The sequence below is a fragment of the Bacillus sp. RIT 809 genome, assembly GCF_016892495.1.
In the GTDB taxonomy this organism is placed as follows: Bacteria; Bacillota; Bacilli; order Bacillales; family Bacillaceae_G; genus Bacillus_A; species Bacillus_A cereus_U.
The window spans coordinates 58,069-84,830 of the sequence record NZ_JAFEMR010000021.1 but is presented as its reverse complement, the minus strand read 5'-3'; the positions used below and the strand labels follow the sequence as shown (position 1 = coordinate 84,830).

Genomic DNA, 26,762 nt, shown 5'->3' with positions numbered 1-26,762 from the left:
ACAAGAAAAAATATTTTTAATTTCTTTATTTTAGGAGAAACAGCGGGGCTGGGACAATTCTTAAGCGGAATTGCATGTGTAATTATAGGGATTTTATCTTTTATAATTAAATAGTTTATAAATAAAAGGAACACAACTTTAAAAAAGTTGTGTTCCTTTTATTTTTGTCACCTATCAGATTTACAATTTATTAAATAGCAAAGTAAAACTGCCTTTTTGTTTGGTTAGGAAATAATTTGTAAAATTTGTTTCTGCAATTTTCTCACCTTTCTATGTGTTAAGACATTCTGCAACGGAACCCGTTATATCAATAAAGTAAAAAAAAATTGTGAAAGACTTTTGTAACATTTGCGAAAGGGAAATGAAAGACTTGTGAGATATTATGAAATCAATCTTACTAGTAGATGTTCAAACATGTATAGGAAATATGGAGGAAAACTAAGATGAAAAAATTAAAGCCAATACTTGGTGCAGTAAGTAGTTTAACTATGGCATTGACGATAACATCCCCTGCTTTAGCTGAAACAAAGCCTGAACAAGGCGGAAAAGTGGAAACCTTTCAAGAAGATACCAATCTAAAGGAAGGACAAAATATTATCTATGGTGATTCTGGAAAAAAGGGAATCATGATTATGGAAGAACCTCAGGAAAATAATGATTGGGACGATGATGGTATTCCTAATGACGTGGAAGAAAAAGGATTTAAAATTGTATTTAATGAAAAGACAGGAAAAAATGAAGCTCAGTTATATGATCTAGTGAAAGACTTTGGAAAAAAGAGATTTATAACAAATCCGAAGAGTGCAAACTCAGATGGAGACCCTTTTACAGATAGCTATGAAGTGGAGCATTATGATAGTGATTCTGATACAGATTTTAACCCCATGATCGCGAATGTGCCAAATCTACAAATTGCTGTAAAACGTATCGATATTACTCCGGTTGCTAGTATTACAGATTCAAATGGTGAATCACGTACTAAGAGCTGGGAAAAAAGTCTATCTGTACAACATTCTTTTAATGTTGGTTTAGCGGTTGAAGGCGGCGCTGAGGGATCGGCAGTGGGTCCTGTACCTTCAGGAAAAGGATCGTTAAATGTAGGATATGGTTACTCTAATACAAAAACGGAAACAGAAAGCATCTCTAATAGTTTTGATTGGTCAACAGCAACAACTGTTGATTCAGCTAAAGCAGCAAATGTGCGCTTCCATCTAGAATATAAAAACACGGGTACAGCGTCTGCTGGGGATGTTTCACCTCACTTTAACATTCGATTAGGTAATAAAATTATTAATACTGTTAAGGCGACACAAGATCGTTATAAAGCCAACTTGTTAACTACAGCAAAAGGCGGAAACAATAAAACTGAAATTCTAATGGATAGTATAGAAGGTCAAGCGGATGTAAAAATTTCTCTAACACTAGATGAATTAAAAGCGGTAGAACAAGGGGCACCCCTTTCTATTGAGGTCTTGCCTACCAGTACAATGAATGTATATACAATGAAAGATGGAAAGTTTGAAAATTTAGGTGATTGGTCGCATTTTGCATCAAATGTAAATGCCTCTACTACATTAGTAGAAACAAATTTGGGTTCTATACCAAAATTTAGAGTGTATACACCAAGAACGAACAAAACAAAACCTGCTAGTGTTGATTATAATCTTTCACTGGACGAATTTTTTGAAAATAGCGGGATAGGCAAGGGGGCTTGGGTAGCGAAGCATATTGTAAATGGTCAGCCAAAAGAAAATCTAGTTCGTTATGGTCCAAATCGTTCTCTTTTAGAACGAGGTGTGAACCTTGGTTTCTTTGATCAACGCGCACTACAACCAACTCTATCATATAGCAGTTATGATTATAGCAAGAAAAAGATTTATGCTTCGGTTATACCAGGTATATTTAATTTAAATAAAGAAATCTTTGTTACGGTTCGTAATAAAAAAGGTGAGAGCCAAAAGGTAACATTAGTTCGAAATCAGAATTCAAATGTATATGAATCTAAAGAAAATGAACCTGTAGACATAGCAGTTAACCGTGCATCTCTTGGGGAATCTCACGCTAAGTTTGAATTAATTGATGTAAAAGACAATAAAACTGAAGTTTTCACGCCTCTTGTTTCAAATAAAAACTATCTAGACGCTATCGATAAAATAGTAGTAGATAATTCCGGAGAACCTATAGTAGAAGGAAAACAGTATTATTTGAAGTCAGCTACTAACTTCGCTAACAGTGTAAACGAATCTTGGAGCGCTGGTACTTTAAGCCAATCAATTAATGGGAGATATGTACACTTTTCACTTAAGGGGAATAATTGGGATGGATTGAGACTCGGTCCTATCCAACAAGCAATACATGGACCAGACGTTCAAGCAACACCAGTAATACTTGAAAGAAAAGGTAAATCTAGACCGGAAGAACTATTCAAAAAAGATGAAGAAGTGTTTATGAAGTTTACGAATAGTAGTCATAGTAATTATCAGTATTTAAACATTGGAAATGGTTATGACTATAGTTGGTTAGATACTGATCACAATAAATCTGCTATTAAATTAGACAAGCTTACTAATCAGAAGAACTTCTATATAAAATCTGATTCTAATTATATAACATCAAGAGAAAACCAGTGGACTAGTTCTGTTGCAGATAATGGTATTGCCCCGCTTGTAGGTGCTGGTGAGCGTGTTTTAAAATCTGAGCATACAACTTCACCAGGTAATTATCACCAATGGGAATTAGAAAGTATTAAGTAAAGAATGATGCGGTATATGTCCCCCTGTCTATATGGATGGGGGGACATATAAGGTTATAAAGATATCAAATCTTTCTGATTGAAAGAAAGATAAAAGAGGAAGAAAAGAGTTTTCCGCTTTCGGGTGTATTGTTGATTGTTTTAGGAGCAATAATATTTTTCGTAAAATAGTAGCAGTGTGAAATGTTTTTTTGCAAGAGGATTCGAATTTTTAATTATTATAATCTTATTATTTCGTTTAAATGAAGTGAAATGTATGCGGAACTTAGTAAACAATCTAAATGTTAAAGCAACCACACAAGAAAGTTTACAACAAATTTTAAAGTTATGTACAATTTATGATCAAGCCATTTATGGTGAAGTTGATACAACGATAGAGGATATTATTAACTCATGGAAAGGTATTGATGTTAGTAAAAGCTCTTATGTTGTTATGAATGAAGAAGAAATAATCGCTTATGGAATTTTGACAGGAAATGAAGGGGAGTTTCCATCTGCCGTATTTGTAAACCCTGATTATATAAATCAAGGAATTGAACATGTAATATGGTCAAAGCTTGAAGAGCGTGCTACGGGGCTTGTAAGTAATTCGTCTTGCTTGAATGGCACGATTGTAACACAAGCAAATAATTTCTATGAGGAAAAAGTATTAGAAGAAGATGGATTTATCCCAACTCGTATATGGTGGGGGATGGGGATTGAATTAAAGAGAAATGTTCCATCGCCACTATGGCCAAAGGATGTTACAGTGCGACATTACATACCAGGTTTAGATGATGAAAGATTACATCAAGCTTTTAATGAAGCCTTTGCAGACCACTGGAATTCGCATCCCTCTACGTTAGAAGAGTTTTGCAGCGTACTGAAAGAGATGGGTTTCATCCTACATTATGGTCACTAGCAATGGTTGAAGATGACGTAGTGGGTTTTATCTTTAGTAAAAAGGGTACTGATAATAAAGCTGAAATTACTCATTTAGGTGTAAGGCGTTCTAAGCGGAAACAAGGGTTAGGATTAGCTCTGTTACAGTATGCATTTGGTCAATTGTACGAAGAGGGGATTTCAAAAGTGCATCTGAATGTAGATTCTGAGAATATTACAGGAGCACCTCGCGTATATGAAGCAGCTGGAATGGAAGTACAGAGTAAATTTGTTCGTTTTGATAAGGAAGTTTTGTTGGAAGATAAAGAAGAAGTCCAGTGATGAATTGCTGGGCTTTTTTGTTTTTGTACTACTAAGGATCACTTTTCAGAAATGAGAATTGAGTGATTAAGACTGGACGGATGTATCTGGTATGCAAAGGTAGGTAATTTTACTAATATATTAAATCCTTCAGTGGGTGTGTACGCAGAACGAATAGAAAAGGTGAAAGTAAGATTTTAGATGATGATAGAAATAGAAATGAAATTCATTTAAATGGTGGAAAAGTGTAGTATAAACAATACATATTAATGTGTATGTGATAAATAACCGAGGTGAATACTTTCTCCTCGGTTATTTATATTGTAATAATATTCATACTAGAATCATATTGAATAGATGTATTTTATTGTTAATTTAGTTAAAAATTAATCAGATTTATGTATAATGATTTATTGAAAAAATAATTGAACTTTTCAGATAAATGAATTAATATGAAGTAAGCAATTTTAAGTTTTATAGAAAATAGGAAGATGAGGGGTTTTGGAAATTTTATAAGAGGCAAAATAAGATTTTAGGATAGCTTTAAAGTTAGTCTAAAATGACGTTTGTTTCATCATTTTCAAGCCAAAGAGGAATTAGGGGTAAAACATCTTACTTTAAAATGCGGCTATGAATCATCTAAGAGGGGGAAATGAAGTGGCAAACAAAGAATTGAAACGAGGTTTAGAAGCACGTCATATTCAAATGATTGCTTTAGGCGGAACGATTGGTGTTGGTTTGTTTATGGGGTCAGCCAGCACGATTAAATGGACAGGTCCGTCAGTAATGCTTGCATATGCAATCGCAGGTGTTTTCATCTTCTTCATTATGCGTGCCATGGGAGAAATGTTGTATATGGAGCCAAGCACAGGCTCATTTGCGACGTTCGGTCATAAGTACATTCACCCGTTAGCTGGTTATATGACAGCGTGGAGTAACTGGTTCCAGTGGGTTATCGTTGGGATGTCAGAGATTATCGCAGTTGGGGCGTATATGAAATATTGGTTCCCGGATTTACCAGCTTGGATACCTGGTGTTATCGCAATGGTTATTCTTGGTGCTGCTAACTTAATTTCGGTTAAGTCATTTGGTGAATTTGAATTTTGGTTTGCGATGATTAAAATCGTTACGATTTTATTAATGATTATTGCCGGATTCGGTCTCATTTTCTTCGGAATTGGGAACGGAGGAGAAGCAATTGGTATATCTAATCTGTGGAAAAATGGTGGTTTCTTCACAGGTGGTTTTTCAGGATTCTTCTTTGCGCTATCACTTGTAGTTGGGGCATATCAAGGTGTGGAATTAATCGGGATTACTGCTGGTGAAGCGAAAGATCCAAAGAAGACACTTACTAGAGCAATTCAAAGCACAATTTGGCGTATTCTAATTTTCTATATTGGTGCTATTTTCGTTATTGTAACTGTTTATCCTTGGGATCAATTAAGTTCAATTGGTAGCCCGTTCGTAGCAACTTTTGCGAAGGTTGGTATTACGGCAGCTGCGGGACTTATTAACTTCGTTGTTATTACAGCGGCAATGTCTGGTTGTAACAGTGGTATTTATAGTGCTGGACGTATGCTTTATACGTTAGGTGTAAATGGGCAAGCACCGAAATACTTTGCGAAGATTTCTAGTAACGGTGTACCTTTATTCGGTACAGTTGGTGTAATTATCGGTTTAGCGGTTGGTGTTGTTTTAAGTTATATCGCGCCAAAAAACTTATTCGTATATGTATATAGTGCGAGTGTACTTCCTGGTATGGTGCCATGGTTTGTTATTTTAATTAGTCAAATTCGTTTTAGAAAAGAAAAGGGAGCAGAGATGAAAGATCATCCATTCAAAATGCCATTTGCTCCTGTTACAAACTATTTAACAATTGCCTTTTTAATTATGGTATTAATCGGTATGTGGTTTAACGATGATACTCGTATTTCACTAGTTGTAGGTATTGTTTTCTTAGCTATCGTAACAATTAGCTTCTATGCTTTCGGAATAGGGAAGAGAGCTCCGTTAGACGTTCAAAATAATCAAGAGGTTTCAAGTAAATAAAGGTAATAAAAAAGTCCGATTTCTTATTTAGAAATCGGACTTTTGTTATTAAAACTTTTCTAATACAATCTTCCCAATTGTACGTCCACTTTCAAGTAATACATGTGCTTTTTTAAGGTTTTCTGCATTAATTGGTGTTAACGTATCATTTAAAGTAGTTTGAAGAATACCTTCATCTAATAGCTCGCTTACTTTATTTAATAGTTCGTGCTGCGTACTCATATCACCAGTTTCATACATCGCTTTTGTAAACATAAACTCCCAAACGAATGTAGCACTTTTACTTTTTAAAATCCCCATTTCAAGAGGGTGCTCATTTTCTACGATAGAGCAAATTTTCCCTTGTGGTTTAATGAGGTCACCGATTGCGTGCCAATGTTGATCAGTATTGTTTAAGCAGAAGATATAATCTACATCTTTTAGCCCAAATTCTAATATTTGATCTTTTAAAGGTTGGTGATGATTAACTATATAATCGGCACCGAATTTTTCAACCCAGTGTATGGTTTCGTTGCGGGATGCGGTTGCGATTACGTTTAGTCCAGCCCATTTAGCTAACTGAATAGCAATCGAGCCAACACCACCAGCTCCGCCGATAATTAAAATGTTTTTAAATGTGTTTTCGCTTTTCTTAGCGTAATCAATGCCTAAACGTTCGAATAAACCTTCCCACGCCGTAATAGCTGTTAAAGGAATTGCTGCAGATTCAGCATCACTCAACGTTTTTGGTTTTTTACCAACAATTCTTTCATCAACTAGATGGTATTCACTATATGTACCTTGTCTCGTTATGCTTCCAGCGTAAAATACTTCATCGCCTTCTTTAAATAATGTACAACCTTCGCCAGTTTGTACGACAACGCCGCAAGCATCCCAGCCAAGTATTTTTGCTACATCTTCTTTTTTATCTTTCGGAGATCGAACTTTTGTATCAACTGGGTTAACGGAAATCGCATTGATCTTAACGAGTATATCTCTTCCTGTCGCAACAGGTCTTTCAACTTCAATATCAATTAAACTGTTTTCTTCTTCAATAGGTAAGTATTCATGTAAACCAATTGCTTTCATTTTTATTCCCTCCATTAAAGTAAGAGTCTTTTTCTCTTTCATTATAGATGGGAAGTGTTGTTATGTAAAAAAGTTGAGTCCTTTCCATTTTGTAAAAGGTTGGATTCATCCGCATTTAGAATTCCATAATTGGAAGGGGAAAGCCATCGTTTTGATTTTATAAGCGTTGTATCATTAATTTAAAGTTATACTTATTTTTCCAGTGTACCTTGCAATGAATAATACTAAGTGGTATATTATATTTGCGAGTACTTATTATAAAATGGTACTGAATAATAAATAGTAGTGAATGTCAATTAGAATAGGGTGAATGAACATTGAATGTACAATTTAAAAAAGGAGTTTTAGAACTTTGTGTTCTTGTCTTACTCGATAAGCAAGACCGTTATGGATATGAATTAGTTCGAAGTATTTCCAATCAAATTGAAATATCAGAAGGGTCTGTTTATCCTTTACTTCGTAGATTAACTAAAGAAGAATATTTTACAACGTATTTACAGGAGTCTTCAGAAGGACCTTCAAGGAAGTATTATACACTGACGGATAAAGGTAGAACGTATTTGTATCAACTTTTGGAGGAATGGAATGAGTTTTCACAAGGTGTCAATCAATTAATAAAAGAAGGTGTACGTAATGACGAAAAATAAATTTTTACAACAATTAAATGCATCTCTAAAAAGATTATCTGAAAAAGAGCGTACAGATATTTTAAAAGATTATGAAGAACATTTTACTTTCGGATTAGAGGAAGGGAAAAGTGAAGAAGAAATTGTAGCTTCATTAGGTTCTCCAGCTCAAATCGCCAAAGAGTTATTAGCAGATTATCATATTGAGAAAGTAACAGCAAGTGCAACAACAGGAAATGTTTTTCGGGCAATTTGGGCAGTAATTGGATTAGGTTTTTTCAATTTGTTAATCGTGCTTGGACCTGCAATTACATTAGCGGCATTGATTTTTTCAGGATGGGTTCTAGGAATTTCATTTTTAGGTTCACCACTGCTTGTTATTGTTGATACTATTGTGCATCCAAATACATTTTTGCTATTTAATCTTTTCGTTTCTTTAGCACTTTGTGGACTTGGATATTTCATTGTAATTGCTATGTTATTTTTAACGAAGCTGGCAAATAATGGATTTGTTCGTTATTTAAAGTTCAATATGGCACTAGTAAAAGGTGGTTTGAAGCATGATAAATAAAAAGAGTCTTTCAATCATTGCAGGTATTATTTTTATTATTGGTATTATCGGAAGTTTATTCACTTATCGTTCAATTGCTGCAGTACCAATTTCAGAAGAAAAGGTCATTAATAATAATAATGTGTCAAGCGTCATTATCGATACGAATAATGTTCGTGTTAACACCTATCCTACAACAGAGAGTAGCATTAAAATAACATTAGATGGGGAAGTTAATCCTAATATAAAACGAACGTTGATTACGGATGATAAAGATTCGACGCTTCTTATTTCATACAAAGAAAAACAACAGAGATGGTTTAACTTCGACATTTCCGAAGTATTGGCCCCATTAACATTAAATGTTTATCTGCCTGAAAAGCAATATGATTCATTAAAAGTTTCCAATAATAATGGCTACGTTTCTGCCAAAAAACTAAACGTAACACATTTTAATATCAATACAAGCAATGGGCGTGTTGAATTAAGAGAGATCAATTCGCAAAAAGTTATTGCGGAAGCAAACAATGGAATTATGGACTTTAAAGATATAATGGCGCAAAATATTCATGTAAAATCGAATAATGGACGAATAATGCTAGATCATGTTGAAGGTGAAATAGAGGGGCAATCTAAGAATGGAAGTCTTACTCTTAAAACAAATGAACTTGATCGAAATCTTAATTTTACGACTCACAATGGAAAAATCAATATTGAAACCGAAAAAGAACCAACTAATGTTCAATTTAATGTTTCTGTCGATAATGGCAGAGCGAATATCCTGGATAAATATAAAGGGAATGCGGTTATTGGAGAGGGAGAAAATCTAATTAAATTAACCACACATAATGGAAATATTTCAGTGAAATAAAATAGCATATTACCTTTTATAATCTCAGCTCGCCGCACATAAAGAGCAATAATAAATAAAAAAATAACCGACTCCTTTTCTCAACATGTAGGTAGTCGGTTATTTTATATTTAATATTCGTTTAAGTGTGTATCCTTTCCATTCGTATACTAGCGTTTGTTTCTGTATTGCTTAAAGTGCTTTCTTACTTCGAACTTTATTTCAGAATACAAACAGTTGTTTTATTACTCTCGATTCTTAGGAGGATAACGAATAGTAATTAACGATGTAAGGAGAATTTGTGAATGACTCAAAAATAATAACTGAAACAATGAAAAGTGAGAAGGAGTTTATTTCTAACAAGAGGAATTCTTTACTATATTGTTTTATTCAAAACTAAATGAAAAGGTGGATACATAATGACAGTAAAGAAGCTTTATTTCGTCCCAGCAGGTCGTTGTATGTTAGACCATTCTTCTGTTAATAGTACGCTCACACCGGGGAATTTATTGAACTTACCAGTATGGTGCTATTTGTTGGAGACAGAAGAGGGGCCTATTTTAGTAGATACAGGTATGCCAGAAAGTGCAGTTAATAATGAAGGGCTTTTTAACGGTACATTTGTTGAGGGACAGATTTTACCAAAAATGACTGAAGAAGATAGAATCGTAAATATTTTAAAGCGTGCAGGGTATGAGCCAGAAGACCTTCTGTATATTATTAGTTCTCACTTACATTTTGATCATGCAGGAGGAAATGGTGCTTTTACAAATACACCGATTATCGTGCAGCGTGCTGAATATGAGGCGGCACAACATAGTGAAGAATATATGAAAGAATGTATATTGCCGAATTTAAACTACAAAATCATTGAAGGGGATTATGAAGTCGTACCAGGAGTTCAATTATTGTATACACCAGGACATACTCCGGGGCATCAGTCACTATTAATTGAGACAGAAAAATCCGGTCCTGTGTTATTAACAATTGATGCATCTTATACGAAAGAAAATTTTGAAGATGAAGTGCCGTTCGCTGGATTTGATCCGGAATTAGCTTTAGCTTCAATTAAACGTTTGAAAGAGGTTGTGATGAAAGAGAACCCGATTGTTTTCTTTGGTCATGATATGGAGCAGGAAAAGAGCTGTAAAGTGTTCCCTGAATATATATAAATAGAAAAAGTCATGGGCCTATTAGCTCATGACTTTTTCTATTAAATAACCTTTTTAAATAAGTTATATACTTTTTTCGAATTCCCTTCATTTAATTGATAATAAGTAAGATCTACGTCATCAGGAGTGTTTTGATGGGCAATCATAACTTCACTACTGTTGTTATCTACTATCCAAATTAAATATTGTTTATAAGTCCCATCTTGGAAAGTAATCCACATGTTACAATCTACTGAATCAGAACCTTCTTCATCTAGCGTTAAATCGCCTTTTTTTGCTGTGTCCATACTGTTAATGAATGTTTTTAATTCATCTGTTTTTGTAAGGAAGATAGATTTTTTTGTTTTAATTGACTCTACATGTATATCTTTTATTTCCTGTTTTCCTAAAAAGACAGGAGGTGCATTTGGGTCTCTTTGAGTTGAAATAATAGTAGCTTTCTTCTTTGGTTTGCTTGCTGTATAGAAATCTTGCATAGATTTTCCAGAGTTGAAAAACCATACGATTCCAAAAATAATCAATACACTACCTAGCAGTAAAATAATTTTCTTAATAGAATATTCTCCTCTCTATTACTTCGTTTGAAGAGCTTTTCTATTAATATATGATAGGTAAGCGTAAAGTATTATAGTTGTACGTGGCTATGCTTCACAGTTTTTATAGGGCGATCAACGAGTAAATTGTAAGTAAGCCCTATTAATACGAAAATTCCACCGACAATTTTGCCCATTGAGAGTTCGTGTGACAAGAAGAAATCAATGATAGTCCCCGTAAACAATTGTCCGATAAAGATGAGTAACGTTAAATAAAATGCTGGAATTTTAGGAGTAATATAGTTTGATAATGAGATGACGATAACACCTACTAATCCGCCTAAGTATACAGCGATAGGTATGGATTGCAGTGTATGACTAGAAATATACAACGAATCTGAACTGAAAATTAAAAATAACATAGAGAAAAATAATCCAGTAATATAATTAAAAAACGTACCTTCCCAATTTCCAATTTTCTTTGCTAAATTCGCGTTAATAATTCTAGCAACAACGATGGATACTCCAACTAAAATAGCGATACAAATATATAACATATTCTTGCCCCCATTAATAAATTGTCATGATAATAATTCCAGAAGAGATGAATAATAACCCAACTAGTTTTTTCTTTTCAAACTTCGCAACTTTCATACCTAATAAACCGAAATGATCAATTACGATAGAAGCAATAGATTGACCAAGTAAGCCTAATGCGATAGTAATAGAGGCACCAAGAGCAGAGAAGCTTATATTGCTAAAAAGAACAGTGAATACACCAATCGCTCCAGCGCTATATAAATAAAGCGGAATACCTTTTTCAAAGTGAATTTTATTTTTGTTAAGGACTAGCACGAAAACAACTGCTATTAAACCTACAAGATGAATGACAACACTCGCTGTATAATTGCCAATCAACTCAGATAAAATTCCGTTCAATGGAAGCATAATGGCAATAAGCACACCAATAAAGACAGAAAGAAAGTTATACAATGTAATATCCCCTTTGTATTTCATGTTTGTAATGACTGTATCATGTTGAAATTGTGTATTACTATGACATATGTCATAGTAGAAGAAGAAAATTTTGATTAAAATGGGGATTAGTTGTAAAGGTGGGGGAACTATGAAGAAAGTATGTAATTCAAATAAATTAGCAGATTATATGAAACAAAATAATATTGACTCATTTTTTAGTAGTGATATGAAGCCATATATGGAACTTATATTTTTTAAAAAGAATGAGTTCATTTGTAGAGAAAATGAAGAGATAGATTATTTATATTTCTTTGTTGAAGGAAAAGCGAAAGCGTTTAACACATTAAGTAATGGAAAGTCCGTATTATTATGTTTTTATGATAGCTTGCAATTGTTAGGGGATGTAGAGTTAATTCACTCTCAAAGGATCACTTCAAACGTACAAGTAATGGCAGATTCTTATTGTGTTGGTTTGCCTTTAGGGAAAGTTAGAAATCAGTTGTTTCATGATGCGAAATTTTTAAGATGCATTTGCGGTTCTTTAGCCCACAAATTAAATCGACTTTCAAAAAATAGTACAATTAATTTACTATATCCGCTTGAAAATCGACTTGCGAGTTATATGTTAGCAGCAGGGGAACGGGCGGTTCAGCACGGAAATAGAATTGTGTTTAGTGGGAATTTAACGGAAACAGCCGAATTACTAGGAACGAGTTATCGGCATTTATTACGCACATTGAATACGTTTTGTGATAAAGAGATCATAAAGAAAAAGAATGGTTGCTTTGAAGTGATGAATGTAGATGTTTTGCGGGAATTGGCGGCGGATGTATATAAATAGGAGGGTATTATAAATGATTACACCTATATTTAGAATTTTTGATATTGAAAAGGCTCAGTTATTTTACTTTAATTTTTTAGGATTTAAACTGGATTGGGAACATCGGTATGAGGACAATATGCCATTATATATGCAAATTTCGTTAAATGATACTGTAATACATTTATCTGAACATCATGGGGATGCTTCACCAGGTGGTGCAATTCGTGTGAAAATGAAAGGTTTAAAAAACTACCAGACTGTATTATCGAGTAAAGAATATTTATATTCTAAACCTAATATAGAAAAAACACCTTGGGATACACTTGAATTAACAGTGATTGATCCATTTTCAAATAGAATTACATTTTATGAGGAAATGGTTTAGAAATTGAGGTGTCATAAATAATTTATCAAAATAGGGGTTACAATGAAAAGAAAAATAGTGATAATTTCAGATATTTATGGAAATAGTCACGCTTTAAAGGTGGTATTAAAAGATATTTCACGTCGTAAGGTCGAAATGATAATAAATTTAGGTGATAGTGTGTATGGGCCGTTAGATCCTTTAGGGACAATTGAAATATTAATGAGTAACGAGATGATACATATTAAGGGGAGTTTACTTTATAGTGAACTGCTCTTTTTATTTTGGGTAGATATTGAATTATATAAAAATAAAATGTTATGATTATGGAAACGTATGAACATATGAACATATATTCATGTGTTTGTGAGAAGGAGGGATTGGAGTGAAAGATATAATTATCGTTGGAGCTGGTCAAGCTGGATTAACAATGGGATACTACTTGAAGCAGGAAGGATATAGTTTCTTATTACTTGAGGCGGGAAACCAAATTGGTGATTCATGGAGAAACCGATATGATTCTTTGCAGCTTTTTACACCGAGGGCATATAGTAGTTTGCCAGGTATGGCATTAATAGGAGAGAAAAATGGATTTCCATATAAAGATGAGATTGCAAATTATTTAAAAGGATATGCAAGGCATTATAAATTACCCGTACAATTGCAAACTGAAGTTTTAAAAATAAGGAAAGAGAAAGAAATATTTGAATTACACACGCCTACAGAAATTTTACAATCGAAAAAAGTTATTATCGGATCAGGCGGTTTTCAGCAACCATTCATCCCCTCATTTTCACAACATCTTTCATCACATATTTTTCAAATACATTCATCACAATATAAAACACCATCACAAATTCCTAAAGGGAAAGTACTAGTAGTAGGTGGCGGGAATTCAGGAATGCAAATAGCAGTAGAACTTGCAAAAACTCATGAAGTTACAATGTCTATAAGTCATCCTTTAACGTTTTTACCGTTACACCTTTTTAGAAAAAGTATTTTCAATTGGTTAGAAAAAATAGGTTTATTGTATGCTGAAATAAATACAAAGAGAGGAAGGTGGTTTCAGAAGAGAAAGGATCCTATTTTTGGTTTTGAAGGTAAGGAACTCATTCGTAATGGAGCAATAAAACTACAGAAAAAAGTGGTAAGTGCATCAGGAAATAACATTATGTTTCAAAATGGTGATACATATAGTGCAGAAAGCGTTATATGGTCAACTGGTTTTATGCAAGATTATAAATGGATTGAAATAGAAAAGGCAGTGAACGAGAAAGGATTTCCTAATCATATAAAGGGAATAAGTCCGGTAAGAGGATTATATTATATTGGTTTGCCATGGCAATCTCAAAGGGGTTCGGCACTTATTTGTGGTGTAGGAAAGGATGCGGCGTATTTGCTTTCTGAAATCAAAAAAATAGATCAGTAGCAGCAACTACTGATCATCCATATGTACATGAATTAGGAGAGGTCAAACATTTATTAACTTTATTATAATAGATTTTCACGGGATAAAAAACTGAAAATTCTTATTTTTATGTTGAGAAAGTTTTTTTGTATCGAAATATATGAAAAAACAGGAATTTTCATTGGGAAGAAAAATGATATTTATATTTTAGTAAATTATGATATAGTCTACATTAGAGCTATTTCCATAAATATAATTACTTGTAAATTATATTTATGTGAAGGAAGGAGAAGCAATTATGAAGTTTGATGATCAACGCCTACTAGAAGCCCGATTAGGTTCAATGCTCGTAACAGAAGAAAATCAATATTTAGTAATTAAGAAGAAAGATCATTATGCACTATTAAACATACATAATTTAGAATGTACACATGTCGAAGTGCAGTTAGAACATATTGAAGAACTGTTGCATGAAGATTTCCAAGAAAGTATAACGGAAATTATCGCGCCGGAACATATAAAAATTGTTGCGAAAAATGTTATATAAAGAAAGAGGCTGGGGATCAGCTTCTTTCTTTATATATGTCTAATTCATTATAAAGATAGCATTTTTAAAACTTCACCAATGACGCCCTCCATTTGATGAACACCTAAGTCTGTATTTGTCATAATAACAGCCCCATTACCTCTATAAGGATAACAAACCATCATACATTGGAATCCAACGCCCCAGCCAAGTGAATAAATTTGTAAGTCTTCATTTGAATCATTTAGAAAAACACCTAACCCAGTCCATTTTGAGCAGCCTTGAGGAGAAATCATGTCCTGTACTGTTTTTTGAGAAAGTTTTAGTTTTCCATTTCCTTGCAAGGAATGAATGAGTTCGATTACTAAAGTTGATAAATCGGATGGTGTTGTCCAAATGCCTGAAGCAGCTGCGAATGGATAAAATGGATACTTCTCATTTGTTACAGTTTCATCTTTATTATGCCCGCAAGCAAAAGCATCGGTTTTATCTATGACTTCGGGAGAGAAGAGTGTACTATTTTTCATTTGTAGTGGCTGGAAGATAAGTTCTTCTAGTAACTGACTAAATGATTTCCCAGTAATATCTTCTAGTAGTTGTTCGATTATACAAAAGTTTGCGTCTGAGTAGTGAAATTCACTTTCTGGTTCATAATTCATTTCTATAGGTACTGGGCAATATAATGTTCTACCAGAAAGGACTTCAGGAATTTTAGGTATTCCTTTCTCTAGCTTATAATGTTCAAAACTATTAGGAGGATCAATTATTCCAGATTGGTGACTTAATAAGTTTCGCAACGTGACTTTTTTCTGTGAAGTAAATAGATTAGTAGGGATGTTCCAGGATGTGAGTCTATCAGTTACGTCTTCATCTAAATGTACGATTTCTTGATCTGATAATGTTAGTACGAGCATTGTGGTGATGAATTTGCTAATAGAACAAGAATTGAATATAGAATCCGTAGTGACAGTTCTATTTGTTCCAGATTCAAGTGTTCCAAAGGCAGTCGCTTCGTTTAGTTTGCCATCACGTATGACGGCAAGGCTTAAACCAGCAACGGAATATTGGTTCATTCTCTCGTATATATTGTTACTTTTTAAGTTCATAGTTGCTCCTTTCTTTTTAAAAACAGAATATTAACTTTATTATACATTAGTAAATAGATAGAAGGAGAGTAAAAGAAAACACTTCATCTTTTACCGATGAAGTGTTTCTTATTTTAAGTTAATTCGAAGTGAATGCTTTAAAAAATTTATCTCGATACATGTACGTAAGCCATGAGGTTGTTATTAAGGAAATAATGATTTCTTTGTTTTTTATTGGTGCATTGAAAACGAGCCAACCAACTATATCAAATAATAAATGTAGCACGATTGAAAGAACTACAAATTGCAATAACGTATTCAAAAATCTTTTCATAAAGTGTCCCCCTAAAATAATAGGTTTTATCAATAATGTTGTATATTACTATTATACATTAAATGTGTGTCATGGTAAAATTTACATAATTTAGTAAAAAAATAAATAAAAGCTAGTAAGGGGGAACGTTCATGGAATTTTGGATGGTTATACCGATAGCAGTCTTTGGGTTCATTTATATCGCTGAAAAACTAACTAAAATTGAAAAGAAAAATGATGCGCGTTTAAAAAGGATTGAAGATAGATTACAATTAATTACGAAAGAAATGGGAATTGTAGAAGGAGAACCTGAGATTAATAAAGCTGAGATTAATAAAGAATTACGTCAGCTTGTAGAAGCAGGAAAAACGATTACAGCAGTTAAGAGAGTAAGAGAAGCATTTGGTTTTTCAATACTAGAAGCAAAGCAATATGTCGATAAATTATGAAGAAGATCATCCAATTGGATGATCTTTTTTTAATGAATTATACGTGTATTTACATAAATTGCTATTATAAAGTGTCCAATTACAATGATAGGAATAATGATTTTGACATTAGGAGTAGTGAAGACACTACCAATTTGTGATTTTAAGTTTTAAAGCGTACAGAATTTTGCACGCTTTTTTATTAGTTGCATGAAAAATATGTAAAAAAAGATGGAACAAACATTTGAGATGAATTGTCTAATATAGGTAATAACTATTTAGTTTGAAAGAAAGGGTGGAGAAAATGAAAAAGAATACATTATTAAAATTAGGGGTATGTGTTAGTTTACTAGGAACAACTCAATTTGTTAGCACAATTTCTTCTGTGAAAGCGGAACAAAAGCTAGAGCAAAAAGTAATAAAGAATGAGACCGGAACTATTTCACTTTCTCAGTTAAACAAAAATGTATGGGTTCATACGGAGTTAGGTTATTTTAACGGAGAAGCAGTTCCTTCGAGTGGTCTAGTTCTTACTACTTCTAAAGGGTTAGTACTTGTCGATTCTTCTTGGGATGATAAGTTAACGAAGGAACTAATAGAGATGGTAGAAAAGAAATTTCAGAAGCGCGTAACTGATGTCATTATTACACATGCACACGCTGATCGAATTGGCGGAATTAAAACGTTGAAAGAAAGAGGCATTAAAGCGCATAGTACAGTATTAACTGCGGAACTAGCAAAGAAAAATGGATATGATGAGCCGCTTGGAGACTTGCAAACAATTACGAATATGAAGTTTGGAAATATGAAAGTAGAAACGTTCTATCCGGGGGAAGGTCATACAGAAGATAACATTGTTGTATGGTTACCACAATATAAAATTTTAGCTGGAGGCTGTTTAGTGAAATCTGCGGAAGCGAAAGATTTAGGGAATGTTGCTGATGCGTATGTAAATGAATGGTCCACATCGATTGAAAATGTGTTGAACCGATATGGAAATATGAATTCAGTAGTACCTGGTCATGGTGATGTAGGGGACAGAAGATTACTTTTACATACACTGGATTTGTTGAAATAAGAAACAAAGAATAAAATAATGATGAAGCTGATTGTAGATGTAAGAAATTTTTGGAATAAAAAAGAGAGGAGAAAACAATTTTCTCCTCTCTTTTTTCTAACTATATTGAAATGCTGAAGCTATCGATTACGCCTGCATATGTCACTGAGATTTTAATTCTAAGTATACAAATACCAGTACCGTCATAATTGCTATAATAACGTAAGTAACATCAAGCATTATAAGTGTCTTTAAAGTTTCAGTCATCCTAATTCACCCCTGTTATAAAAATATAACATGATCTCTTATCAAACGGATAAGAGGTCATAAAGATAAAAATGTACATGAAATTCCTTAAGTATTTTCTATATTAATATATCATAAATTAATGTAAACAATGTTAAGGTAGTGTAAAAGTACTGTAAATAAAGGGAGTTCTCATAATAACCTTAAAACATTCTCAACTAATAAAATACGCTATTCTTTCTTTTGGATTATAAGAAAGAATAGCGTATTTATATGTGAAATTTTGTATTTTATAAATCAAAATTATTTACGCAAGAGATTCAAAATGCTTTATCGCCAAATATAGTAAGAAATCTTAGTTTTGTACAATGAGCTAGTAAAAGATTCATTTTTATTTATATATTGTTAGACTTTCTTTAAAGCAATTATTTAGTGATTTGGAAGCATCAACAGAAGTGTGCATGCTTATGTATAAATTTTAGAGTGTCAATAAAAATATTATGTAAACAATGTGAACTGTCACAAATTTTCATATATTATTGTGATTGATATCACATCCCTTTTTCTCAATGGGTATTATGCTTAGTTTGTAAGGAATGATTGGGAGAGGGTGGGATGATAATGTTTTGTTATCAATGTGAACAAACGCCAACAGGCGGATGTAAAGTGATGGGTGTTTGCGGTAAGAATGAAACCATTGCAAGTTTACAAGATACGATTGTGTTTGGATTAAAAGGAATTGCTGCTTATCGTACTCATGCTGCTCAGCTAGGGTATACAGATGCATTTGTAGATGCTACAACTCAAGAAGCGCTATATATGACATTAACAAATTCTAACTTTAATGAACAAGAACATATTGATATGGCTATGAAAGTTGGGAAATCAGCTTTACGGGTGATGGAGTTGTTGGATGAGGCACATACGAATCACTTTGGTGTTCCAGAGCCTGTTCAAATTACACAAAATCATGTAGAAGGTAAGGCAATTGTAGTTACTGGTCATAATTTATTTGCATTAGAGGAACTATTAAAGCAAACAGAAGGAAAAGAAATTAATATTTATACGCATTCTGAAATGTTACCAGCACACGGATATCCAAAGCTGAAAAAATATAAACATTTAAAAGGAAACATTGGTAAGGCATGGTACGATCAACGACGCCTTTTTGAAAAATTCACTGGTGCCATATTAGCTACAACGAACTGTGTTATGCCAATTAAAGGATCATACTCTGATCGATTCTTTTCATATGATATTGCAGGCTTAGAGGGCGTACAAAAAATTGAAAATGATGATTTTGCACCATTGATTCAAAAAGCGCTAGAGCTTCCCGAAGTACATATGGAGTCGGATGAACAGTTAGTAACAGGATTTCATCATAATACAGTATTATCATTAGCCCCAGAAATTATTGAGGCAGTAAAGGAAGGGAAAATAAAGCGTTTCTTTGTCATCGCAGGTTGTGATGCACCAGGAAAAGGCGGGGAATACTATCGTGAATTAGCAACGTCACTTCCGCCAGAAACGGTTATTTTAACAACTTCTTGTGGGAAATTCCGCTTTAATGATGTGAATTATGGGTTTGTACCTGGTACGGAGATTCCGCGTTATATTGACTTAGGGCAATGTAATAACTCAATTTCTACAGTGAAAATAGCGGCCGCTTTAGCAGATGCTTTTCAATGTGAAGTAAATGAATTGCCAGTGAGTATTGTCCTATCATGGTTTGAACAAAAAGCGGTTGCCATTTTACTTGGTCTATTTAGTCTTGGTATTCAAGATATTCGCATTGGTCCAAAGGCCCCTGAATTTATTTCACCTGGTGTGCTTGATGTATTACAAGAAACATTTGGTTTAAAACTAATTACAACTGCAGCAGAAGATATGAATATGATGTTATCATAACAAAAAGGATGTCCTATATGTAGAGTTGGCTTTATAAAGAATTTGTATGTATTCGCAAGCTCATGTATTAGATGCACAGGTGCATTAGTAGAAGAACAAAAAAATAATCCGTCTTCTTAATAAGGAGAGCTAGCCACATTCATTAACTTCGGAATATTATAACGCCCAAAACAAAAATGTAGAATTTTTGTTTTGGGGTATTTCCTTTTCTTAGCTGGATAGGTATGTGGTGAGATTTTTTAAAAAGAAAATAGGCAGTATCCAATAGATAATAGCGGATTTTTAAAAAAATTTAAAAGTCCAGTTGACATTCAACTCTACTTAGTCATACAATGTAGTTGTAATAAGTAATACTGAATAGCGTGATTTCTTAAAATATATTTAGTAAACAATAGGAAAAAGCGGATTTAAGAAAAAATTTAAAAATCGAGTTGACATTACCTCTACTTAGTCATACAATGTAGATGTAATAAGTAATACTGAATAGTGAGGTTTTTCAAAAGCTATTCAGTAAAAATTCGCCTTAGTACTCTGTGATACTGAATATAAGTCAGACAGAATAGGGGGTAAAGGAGGATCAGAACATGGAAAATTTAACTGAAATGCTGAAAGGTTCGCTAGAAGGGTGTGTGCTGGAAATCATCAGCCGCCGTGAGACCTATGGCTATGAGATTACCCGCCACCTGAATGAGCTTGGGTTTACTGAAGTCGTGGAAGGAACGGTCTATACCATCCTTGTGCGATTAGAGAAGAAAAAACTTGTGAATATTGAAAAGAAACCATCAGATATGGGGCCGCCTCGTAAGTTTTATTCACTAAATGAGGATGGCCGTCAGGAGCTTGAATTGTTTTGGAGAAAATGGGATTTTGTATCATCAAAAATTAACGTCTTGAAGTCAAACTAGCCTCATAAGATAAAATATTCGGCCGATATTTTGGGAGTTTCTTGTTCTGCTTTATAAAAAAGGAGGAAAAATAATATGTTGGAAATGTTCAAAAAATTAATTGGTGATAAAAAAGAGTACAAAATGATGATGGCACGGGTTGGAGCTCTGCCAGAGGACTACCAATTTGTGTTTAAGAAAATCCAAAACTACATGTGGAATTTCTCAGCGGGCAACGGGATGGATATGCTACACATACAGTATGAATTAATCGATTTGTTTGAAGCCGGTGCGGCGGAAGGCAGACAAGTGCTGGAAATCACTGGGGAGGACGTGGCATCCTTTGCTGACGAACTAGTGGCAAACGCTAAAACTTATGTCTCCAAGTATCGTGAAGATTTGAATGAAAGTATTATGAAGCAATTGAGAAAAAAATAAATGCAAAAGGTAATACCGACTGATTAGCTGGTTACAAATGTGAATTGCCACCATCGCTATTCAGTTATATTTTTAAATCAGTACTAAGTAATACAGAATATCAGTAATACTAAATAGAGGAGTGTAGGCAGTCTAGCTTTACAAAACATTTTTTAAGGAGGAAAAAAGCATGAGCAACACAGCGATTTCTGTAAAAGGGTTAAAAAAATCCTTTAAAGATAAGGAAGTGTTAAAAGGGGTAGATTTTGAAGTGCAGCGTGGCGAAATTTTCGCGTTGCTGGGCTCAAATGGAGCGGGCAAGACGACGACGGTCAATATCCTCTCTACGCTGATGAAGCAAGATGGCGGCGAAGTAGGTGTTTGCGGTTTTGACGTCCAGCGTCAATCGGATCATGTTCGTCAAAGTATCAGTCTGACAGGGCAGTTTGCAGCTTTAGACGGTATGCTCACGGGGAGAGAAAACTTGATAATGATTGCCAATTTGCGTGGAGTTTCTAGTCCTGCTCAAGTCGCTGATAATTTGCTTGCAAGATTTAGCCTGACCGATGCAGCCAACCAGAGGGCAGACCAGTATTCAGGTGGGATGAAGCGCCGGCTTGACATCGCGATGAGTTTGATCGGAACGCCAGCAGTCATTTTTCTCGATGAACCGACGACAGGGCTTGACCCCGAAGCGCGGATTGAAGTGTGGGATACCGTCAAGGAACTTGCCGGCGGTGGCACAACCATCTTGCTGACAACCCAGTACCTGGAGGAAGCCGAACAACTGGCGGACCGTATCGCTATCTTGCATGGCGGAAAAATTATTACGACTGGTACTCTTACTGAACTTAAAGAGATGTTCCCGCCAGCAAAAGTGGAGTATATCGAGAAGCAGCCGACATTGGAAGAAATTTTCCTTGCGATCATCGGCAAAAAGGAGGAGATGTAAATGAAGAGCAAAACAGGGGTATTACTAGGGCGCTTAATGCGCAACATTATGCGGAGTCCAGATACGATTATTACGGTAGCGATTACACCGATTATGATGATGCTGTTGTTTGTCTACGTATTTGGCGGCGCCATAAAGACAGGAACGGATAACTACGTCAATTATTTATTGCCGGGAATCTTGCTGATGGCTATCGCATCCGGTGTCGCTTACACATCCGTGCGGTTGTTTACGGATGTAAAGAGTGGGCTGATGGCACGTTTCATTACTATGCCTATCAAGCGCTCGTCGGTATTATGGGCTCACGTATTAACCTCACTTGTTGCTAATGTACTTACTATCGTGGTGGTTATCCTTGTTGCGCTCTTAATGGGCTTCCGTTCCAGCGCTAATATTCTGGATTGGCTTGCGGTAGCTGGAATACTTGGGATGTTTACGCTGGCGCTAACATGGTTGGCTATCATTCCCGGGTTGACAGCGAAGTCTATGGAAGGGGCGACAGCCTACTCATACCCGCTAATTTTTCTGCCCTTTATTAGTTCGGCCTTTGTTCCTACCGAAACGATGCCAAAAATTGTTCGTGCGTTCGCTGAGAACCAGCCTGTAACTTCAATCGTGAATGCGATTCGTGCCCTCTTATATGAAGGGACTGTTGGTAACGATATTTGGATTGCACTTGCTTGGTGTGTAGGAATTATGGTTATCGCTTACTTCTTCGCCGGTAAAGCATTTAAACGTCAGTTAGGGTAAGTGCACCATCGGTTCGGTGCCCTATGGTAACTAAATCTTCTGAAATGAAATATATGTTTGGAAAAGTGGATTAAAATCACATTAATCTTAGTTATTGCTATAATTGTTAGTATTTTTACTGGTTATGTAGTTGGTACGTAAGTAGGTTCAGACGCTGAAAAAAGCAGACTGAGAGAGTTAAAGGGGAAGAGATAATATTTTGACCGCAATTCTAATCGTCATATAATAAATGCAATTTTTATACATGAAAAGCCCACCTATTTCCGTAGGTGGGCCATATCTTTATTACACAATACGAAAGTATACTCTCTTTTTCTAAATATGAAATTATGCATATTTAGAAAAAACTACACTTAATAAATATTACATATAGTAAATGGAAACTTATGGTGTTATTCTTTTAAAAGGTGTAACATGTCAAACATTATAGAAGGTGTGCTGGTACTAAGTTAGAGAAGTTCTTTTTTTCTGAAAAATGCATATTAATTCGATATTTGTGATAAATATTCGGTTGGATGATTTTATGTTTTCTTAATTTATTCCTTTACATCTACAATGATTATTTATTATAACAGTTTTCGCGTCTAAAATAAGATGTTTCAGCAAAAGGGAATATAACTATCTTTATAATGAGTTCCCAATATAGTCAACGTTTTAACAAAAAGGATATCTGTATTATTTTCTCCTTTTTGCTAACTAATACAGCTTCAAAAAATAGACACAATTGCTACATGCCAATTGTAATTTATTATCTATTCATAATTCTGTTTATTCTGTCTTTCTAAAAATAAAAAAAAATTAGACTCGCAAATATAAACGTTATAATGAGGGCGTCGAGAGGTAACCGATTACCTACGGAGAAAATATCAAACATTTTAAAATTGGACAGACTGAAACGATTAATTGCAGAAAGGTGTGTGACCAGAAGGAGAATTTCTTCAAAATAGTTTAGTAGCAGCGGACATCGTATTAGCTGGTGTAAACAATATCATCAATGCTGACGAAGTATAGGGTTGGAGGATAAATGCCTCGCACATTAAGAGAGACAGCTTTAGGTGGAATCGTTTACAATATGGTGCATCAAGTAAGCGATTCATTTTTAAGAATGGTCTATATTCTTAAGCCTAAAAAGAGACGTAAGAATAGGATACAAGGGGGATTTATTATATGAATGGGAATACTGCAAAAAAAATAGAATTTCAAGCTGAAAATACTGCAGTGAAAAATGAGGAATATCTAGATCCTAAAAAGTGGCATAAACAAGATACTACCTGGGCATTGAGCCTTTTTGGAACAGCAATTGGAGCAGGAGTACTCTTTTTACCTATTAATGCAGGTTCAGGTGGTTTATTATCATTACTGTTAATTACGATACTTGCATTTCCTGTTATGTATTACTCACATAGGGCACTTGCTAAAATGATATACGCTTCTAATTCTGCTGATGAGGGGATCACAGGTACAATAAGAGAGTATTTTGGAAATAAGGCAAGTATCATTTTTAACATAGTATATTTCGTTTCAATTTATACGATCGTGCTGATGTATTCGGTTGCACTTACAAATACTGCAAGTAGTTTTATCGTGCATCAATTGCACATGCCGGAGCCTCCAAGGGCCATTTTATCTCTTGTATTAGTGCTCGGCCTTATAGCTATACTAAATTTTGGTCAAGATATCATTGTAAAGATAATGAGCATGCTAGTATATCCTTTTATCGTGTCTTTACTTTTTATCTCAATATCTTTAATTCCACAGTGGAATACGTCAATGCTCAGTTTTTCAAGTGTTTCTACTGCTTCAACAGGAACAGGGTATTTTGGAGTGATATTGATGATACTACCAATCATAGTATTCTCATTTAATCATTCTCCTCTGATTTCGTCATTTGTTATAAAACAGAGAGCTACCTATGGAATAGAAGCTACTGATGCCAAATGTGCTCAAATACAAAAAGTTTGTTATATTATGACATTCGTAGTAGTTATGTTCTTTGTTTGGAGTAGTGCACTGAGTTTAACTCCAAAAGATCTTATGATGGCTAAAGAACAAAACTTATCAATTCTATCGTATCTTGCTAATGAGCTTAATTCACCAGTAATCACTATTGCAGCTCCTATCATTGCTTTTGTGGCTATAACTAAGTCTTTCCTTGGCCATTATATAGGGGCATATGAGGTAATGCGTGACGTAATTATCAAGTTTGGTAAAACACGCGGAAAAGCTATCGAAGAAAAAACAGTTAAGGCAATGATTCTTGCTTTTGTCGTATTAACATGTTGGTATGTTGCTTATGCAAATCCAAGTATTCTTGGAATCATTGATGCCCTTAGCGGTCCGTTAGTTGCTGCGATCTTATGTCTATTACCAATGTATGCGATTCGTAAAGTACCAGTACTGGCTAAATACAGAGGGAAAATGAGCAATGTATTTGTCATTATTGTAGGTATACTTACTGTCCTAGCAAGTATTAAGTCATTATTCTAATTCGCTATTGTTAGTTCAAGTGCTAAAATAGCGGGATATGAAAAAAGAATGAAAGAGATTATGGATAAGATAAATCCACATTAGAATATTAAATAAGTAATTTAGTGAGGGTTAAAATCTAATATAAAAAGACATGAACAAAGATTAGTTCATGTCTTTTTTTGTGTTGGCGTTATTCTTAGAAGAGCGTTTAAAGTAGCAGTAACGAATAAAATGTTTTTACTAGGTATTTAAATAGGGGTAACTGGCATCTAGTCAAACTCAATATTATTTTGAGTGTAACTGGTCACTGCTTATGGGCAGTATAAACATAATCTCTCTTTTAAACCTTCTAACAATTCTTCAGGCACTTCCCTAATTTTGATATCCTTACCTAGGAAAAGTAGCCAATTTGTTATTTCTGTTAATTCATCGAGATTGTTAACATTGATAAAAGTCTTTAAAATGGCTGTGGATTGGTAAGGATTTGTATAGGAAATAGAAATTTTTAAAGGATGGTATTTTTTGAACTGGGCAATCGCTTTTGGACCAAGTTCAAGTACAAGGTTGATTGCTTCGTCCTTCTTACTGAGTTTTTCTAAAATCTTTTTCTTACTTAATCTCTTTTTCATCGTATAGGGTTCGACATTGATGAGATGATCGACAGGGAGCATCTTCTTTTTTTCTTCTTTTATGTCAAAGACTTCAATTATCCAATGGCTTTTTTCTTGATAAAGGTGTAGTAGATAAATTGGATAAGACTTGATTTCCGCTTCTTCTTTTATGGTAATCAATAAATGGCTATCCAAAAGAAGGATTTGGATGAGTTTTTCTAACATAGGATGGGGGAGGTCAGAAAGCTCAAGTAGGTCAGGATTATGAGGGTTAGTCCCTTCAAAAAGCAAGATTTGATTTAAAAGAACAAGGTCATCTTGCTGGATTTCTGAGATGAGTCCTAGTAGTTTTTCGGCTAAAGACTGACGACTCTTTAGATAGGGAAGTTGTTGATTTCTTGTGGCCATAAAGGCAATAAAAAGAGCTTTGACCTCATTATCAGTAAAGCGAACAACGGGCAGGATAGAGTTATGCATGACAAAATAGCCACCATCTCTTCCAACTTCAGCGACGAGCGGCATCCCCATGGCTTCAATCTCTCTAATGTCTCTAATAGCTGTCGATCGTGAGATGTTAAATTCTCGTATGATTTCAGAAATTGTAAAGTGGGAGCGGTTGTTGATGTACCGCATGATGGTATTAATCCGTTCAACTTTTTTCATGTTGGTCTCCTAAACAGTATCATTTTTTGACATGATTTAAGGATATTATAAACTTATCAGATGAAAAGATAAATCATTTGATTAATTTAAAAAAGAGG

25 protein-coding genes and 5 pseudogenes are annotated in these 26,762 nt (G+C 34.3%); 22 read left to right on the top strand and 8 right to left on the bottom strand.

Annotation, left to right across the window (positions count from 1 at the left end; genetic code table 11):
* The first annotated feature begins 443 nt into the window (after positions 1 to 443).
* The 3 genes and pseudogenes from JTF23_RS20885 to JTF23_RS20875 all read left to right on the top strand — a co-directional run bounded on the left by JTF23_RS20885 (position 444) and on the right by JTF23_RS20875 (position 5,983).
* Positions 444 to 2,753, top strand: coding sequence for a binary toxin-like calcium binding domain-containing protein (locus tag JTF23_RS20885; protein ID WP_204209539.1), 2,310 nt, complete (start codon positions 444 to 446; stop codon positions 2,751 to 2,753).
* 255 nt (positions 2,754 to 3,008) lie between these two features.
* Positions 3,009 to 3,955, top strand: a pseudogene (locus JTF23_RS20880) (GNAT family N-acetyltransferase).
* A gap of 636 nt (positions 3,956 to 4,591) precedes the next feature.
* Entirely contained in the window at positions 4,592 to 5,983 is a 1,392-nt protein-coding gene (locus JTF23_RS20875; protein WP_131231030.1) for an amino acid permease, read from the top strand.
* A 48-nt stretch (positions 5,984 to 6,031) separates the two neighbouring features.
* Here JTF23_RS20875 and JTF23_RS20870 read toward each other — a convergent pair whose 3' ends face one another.
* On the bottom strand, positions 6,032 to 7,051 hold the full coding sequence (locus JTF23_RS20870) for a zinc-binding alcohol dehydrogenase family protein (protein ID WP_204209538.1): 1,020 nt from the start codon (positions 7,049 to 7,051) through the stop codon (positions 6,032 to 6,034).
* A 317-nt stretch (positions 7,052 to 7,368) separates the two neighbouring features.
* Between JTF23_RS20870 and JTF23_RS20865 the strand changes: the two genes are divergently transcribed.
* The 4 genes from JTF23_RS20865 (at position 7,369) to aiiA (ending at position 10,249) form a co-directional block, all read left to right on the top strand.
* Complete coding sequence (locus JTF23_RS20865) at positions 7,369 to 7,698, top strand: PadR family transcriptional regulator (RefSeq protein ID WP_002199791.1); 330 nt, start codon at positions 7,369 to 7,371, stop codon at positions 7,696 to 7,698.
* Positions 7,685 to 8,248, top strand: a complete 564-nt coding sequence (locus tag JTF23_RS20860) for an HAAS signaling domain-containing protein (RefSeq protein ID WP_204209537.1) — start codon at positions 7,685 to 7,687, stop codon at positions 8,246 to 8,248. The genes JTF23_RS20865 and JTF23_RS20860 overlap by 14 nt, the downstream gene beginning before the upstream one ends.
* Positions 8,238 to 9,098 (top strand): DUF4097 family beta strand repeat-containing protein, encoded by an 861-nt coding sequence (locus tag JTF23_RS20855; RefSeq protein WP_204209536.1) that lies wholly within the window; start codon positions 8,238 to 8,240, stop codon positions 9,096 to 9,098. Before JTF23_RS20860 ends, JTF23_RS20855 begins: the two co-directional genes overlap by 11 nt.
* A 398-nt stretch (positions 9,099 to 9,496) precedes the next feature.
* Positions 9,497 to 10,249 (top strand): quorum-quenching N-acyl homoserine lactonase AiiA, encoded by a 753-nt coding sequence (gene aiiA, locus JTF23_RS20850; protein WP_204209535.1) that lies wholly within the window; start codon positions 9,497 to 9,499, stop codon positions 10,247 to 10,249.
* 41 nt (positions 10,250 to 10,290) lie between these two features.
* Here aiiA and JTF23_RS20845 read toward each other — a convergent pair whose 3' ends face one another.
* From JTF23_RS20845 to JTF23_RS20835, 3 genes are all read right to left on the bottom strand, one after another.
* The gene (locus tag JTF23_RS20845) at positions 10,291 to 10,770 is read right to left on the bottom strand and encodes a YhfM domain-containing protein (protein WP_204209534.1); all 480 of its coding nucleotides are present in this window, start codon (positions 10,768 to 10,770) and stop codon (positions 10,291 to 10,293) included.
* A 104-nt stretch (positions 10,771 to 10,874) separates the two neighbouring features.
* Complete coding sequence (locus JTF23_RS20840) at positions 10,875 to 11,339, bottom strand: DMT family transporter (protein ID WP_002121102.1); 465 nt, start codon at positions 11,337 to 11,339, stop codon at positions 10,875 to 10,877.
* A gap of 13 nt (positions 11,340 to 11,352) precedes the next feature.
* Positions 11,353 to 11,799, bottom strand: coding sequence for a DMT family transporter (locus JTF23_RS20835; protein ID WP_002121099.1), 447 nt, complete (start codon positions 11,797 to 11,799; stop codon positions 11,353 to 11,355).
* A 109-nt stretch (positions 11,800 to 11,908) separates the two neighbouring features.
* On the opposite strand from JTF23_RS20835, the gene yeiL reads away from it, so the two are divergent.
* The 5 genes and pseudogenes from yeiL (at position 11,909) to JTF23_RS20810 (ending at position 14,902) form a co-directional block, all read left to right on the top strand.
* Entirely contained in the window at positions 11,909 to 12,601 is a 693-nt protein-coding gene (yeiL, locus tag JTF23_RS20830) for a transcriptional regulator YeiL (RefSeq protein WP_204209533.1), read from the top strand.
* A 13-nt stretch (positions 12,602 to 12,614) separates the two neighbouring features.
* Entirely contained in the window at positions 12,615 to 12,968 is a 354-nt protein-coding gene (locus tag JTF23_RS20825; RefSeq protein WP_204209532.1) for a glyoxalase superfamily protein, read from the top strand.
* 42 nt (positions 12,969 to 13,010) lie between these two features.
* Positions 13,011 to 13,202, top strand: a pseudogene (locus JTF23_RS20820) (metallophosphoesterase family protein); the annotation flags it as partial.
* Between the two features lie 130 nt (positions 13,203 to 13,332).
* A complete protein-coding gene (locus JTF23_RS20815; RefSeq protein ID WP_204209530.1) occupies positions 13,333 to 14,376 on the top strand; it encodes a flavin-containing monooxygenase in 1,044 nt (347 codons plus the stop codon).
* Positions 14,377 to 14,653: 277 nt separating this feature from the next.
* Entirely contained in the window at positions 14,654 to 14,902 is a 249-nt protein-coding gene (locus tag JTF23_RS20810) for a hypothetical protein (protein ID WP_204209529.1), read from the top strand.
* Positions 14,903 to 14,949: 47 nt separating this feature from the next.
* Here JTF23_RS20810 and JTF23_RS20805 read toward each other — a convergent pair whose 3' ends face one another.
* Positions 14,950 to 15,987, bottom strand: a complete 1,038-nt coding sequence (locus JTF23_RS20805; protein WP_204209528.1) for a serine hydrolase domain-containing protein — start codon at positions 15,985 to 15,987, stop codon at positions 14,950 to 14,952.
* A gap of 118 nt (positions 15,988 to 16,105) precedes the next feature.
* Entirely contained in the window at positions 16,106 to 16,300 is a 195-nt protein-coding gene (locus tag JTF23_RS20800) for a hypothetical protein (protein WP_204209527.1), read from the bottom strand.
* A 131-nt stretch (positions 16,301 to 16,431) separates the two neighbouring features.
* On the opposite strand from JTF23_RS20800, the gene JTF23_RS20795 reads away from it, so the two are divergent.
* Positions 16,432 to 16,728 (top strand): hypothetical protein, encoded by a 297-nt coding sequence (locus tag JTF23_RS20795; protein ID WP_204209526.1) that lies wholly within the window; start codon positions 16,432 to 16,434, stop codon positions 16,726 to 16,728.
* Between the two features lie 29 nt (positions 16,729 to 16,757).
* Here the strand turns inward: JTF23_RS20795 and JTF23_RS20790 are convergent.
* Positions 16,758 to 16,862, bottom strand: a pseudogene (locus tag JTF23_RS20790) (DUF3784 domain-containing protein); the annotation flags it as partial.
* A 149-nt stretch (positions 16,863 to 17,011) separates the two neighbouring features.
* Between JTF23_RS20790 and bla2 the strand changes: the two are divergent.
* The 9 genes and pseudogenes from bla2 to JTF23_RS20755 all read left to right on the top strand — a co-directional run bounded on the left by bla2 (position 17,012) and on the right by JTF23_RS20755 (position 25,408).
* Positions 17,012 to 17,785: a BcII family subclass B1 metallo-beta-lactamase gene (gene bla2, locus JTF23_RS20785; RefSeq protein ID WP_204209525.1), complete on the top strand. Its 774-nt coding sequence runs from the start codon at positions 17,012 to 17,014 to the stop codon at positions 17,783 to 17,785.
* 846 nt (positions 17,786 to 18,631) lie between these two features.
* Entirely contained in the window at positions 18,632 to 19,918 is a 1,287-nt protein-coding gene (gene hcp, locus JTF23_RS20780; RefSeq protein WP_088099385.1) for a hydroxylamine reductase, read from the top strand.
* A gap of 584 nt (positions 19,919 to 20,502) precedes the next feature.
* Positions 20,503 to 20,823: a PadR family transcriptional regulator gene (locus tag JTF23_RS20775; protein WP_002128372.1), complete on the top strand. Its 321-nt coding sequence runs from the start codon at positions 20,503 to 20,505 to the stop codon at positions 20,821 to 20,823.
* 75 nt (positions 20,824 to 20,898) lie between these two features.
* Positions 20,899 to 21,240: a DUF1048 domain-containing protein gene (locus tag JTF23_RS20770; protein ID WP_002014108.1), complete on the top strand. Its 342-nt coding sequence runs from the start codon at positions 20,899 to 20,901 to the stop codon at positions 21,238 to 21,240.
* A 169-nt stretch (positions 21,241 to 21,409) separates the two neighbouring features.
* A complete protein-coding gene (locus JTF23_RS20765; protein WP_002161044.1) occupies positions 21,410 to 22,171 on the top strand; it encodes an ABC transporter ATP-binding protein in 762 nt (253 codons plus the stop codon).
* Positions 22,172 to 22,921, top strand: coding sequence for an ABC transporter permease (locus JTF23_RS20760; protein ID WP_002014105.1), 750 nt, complete (start codon positions 22,172 to 22,174; stop codon positions 22,919 to 22,921). It abuts the gene before it with no gap.
* A gap of 57 nt (positions 22,922 to 22,978) precedes the next feature.
* Positions 22,979 to 23,173: pseudogene (locus tag JTF23_RS28380) on the top strand (PRK06770 family protein); the annotation flags it as partial.
* Positions 23,174 to 23,784: 611 nt separating this feature from the next.
* Positions 23,785 to 23,942: pseudogene (locus JTF23_RS27960) on the top strand (L-serine ammonia-lyase, iron-sulfur-dependent, subunit alpha); the annotation flags it as partial.
* 146 nt (positions 23,943 to 24,088) lie between these two features.
* On the top strand, positions 24,089 to 25,408 hold the full coding sequence (locus JTF23_RS20755; RefSeq protein ID WP_204209524.1) for an aromatic amino acid transport family protein: 1,320 nt from the start codon (positions 24,089 to 24,091) through the stop codon (positions 25,406 to 25,408).
* A 293-nt stretch (positions 25,409 to 25,701) separates the two neighbouring features.
* Here JTF23_RS20755 and JTF23_RS20750 read toward each other — a convergent pair whose 3' ends face one another.
* Positions 25,702 to 26,664, bottom strand: coding sequence for a helix-turn-helix transcriptional regulator (locus JTF23_RS20750; RefSeq protein WP_070146789.1), 963 nt, complete (start codon positions 26,662 to 26,664; stop codon positions 25,702 to 25,704).
* Between the last annotated feature and the right edge of the window lie 98 nt (positions 26,665 to 26,762).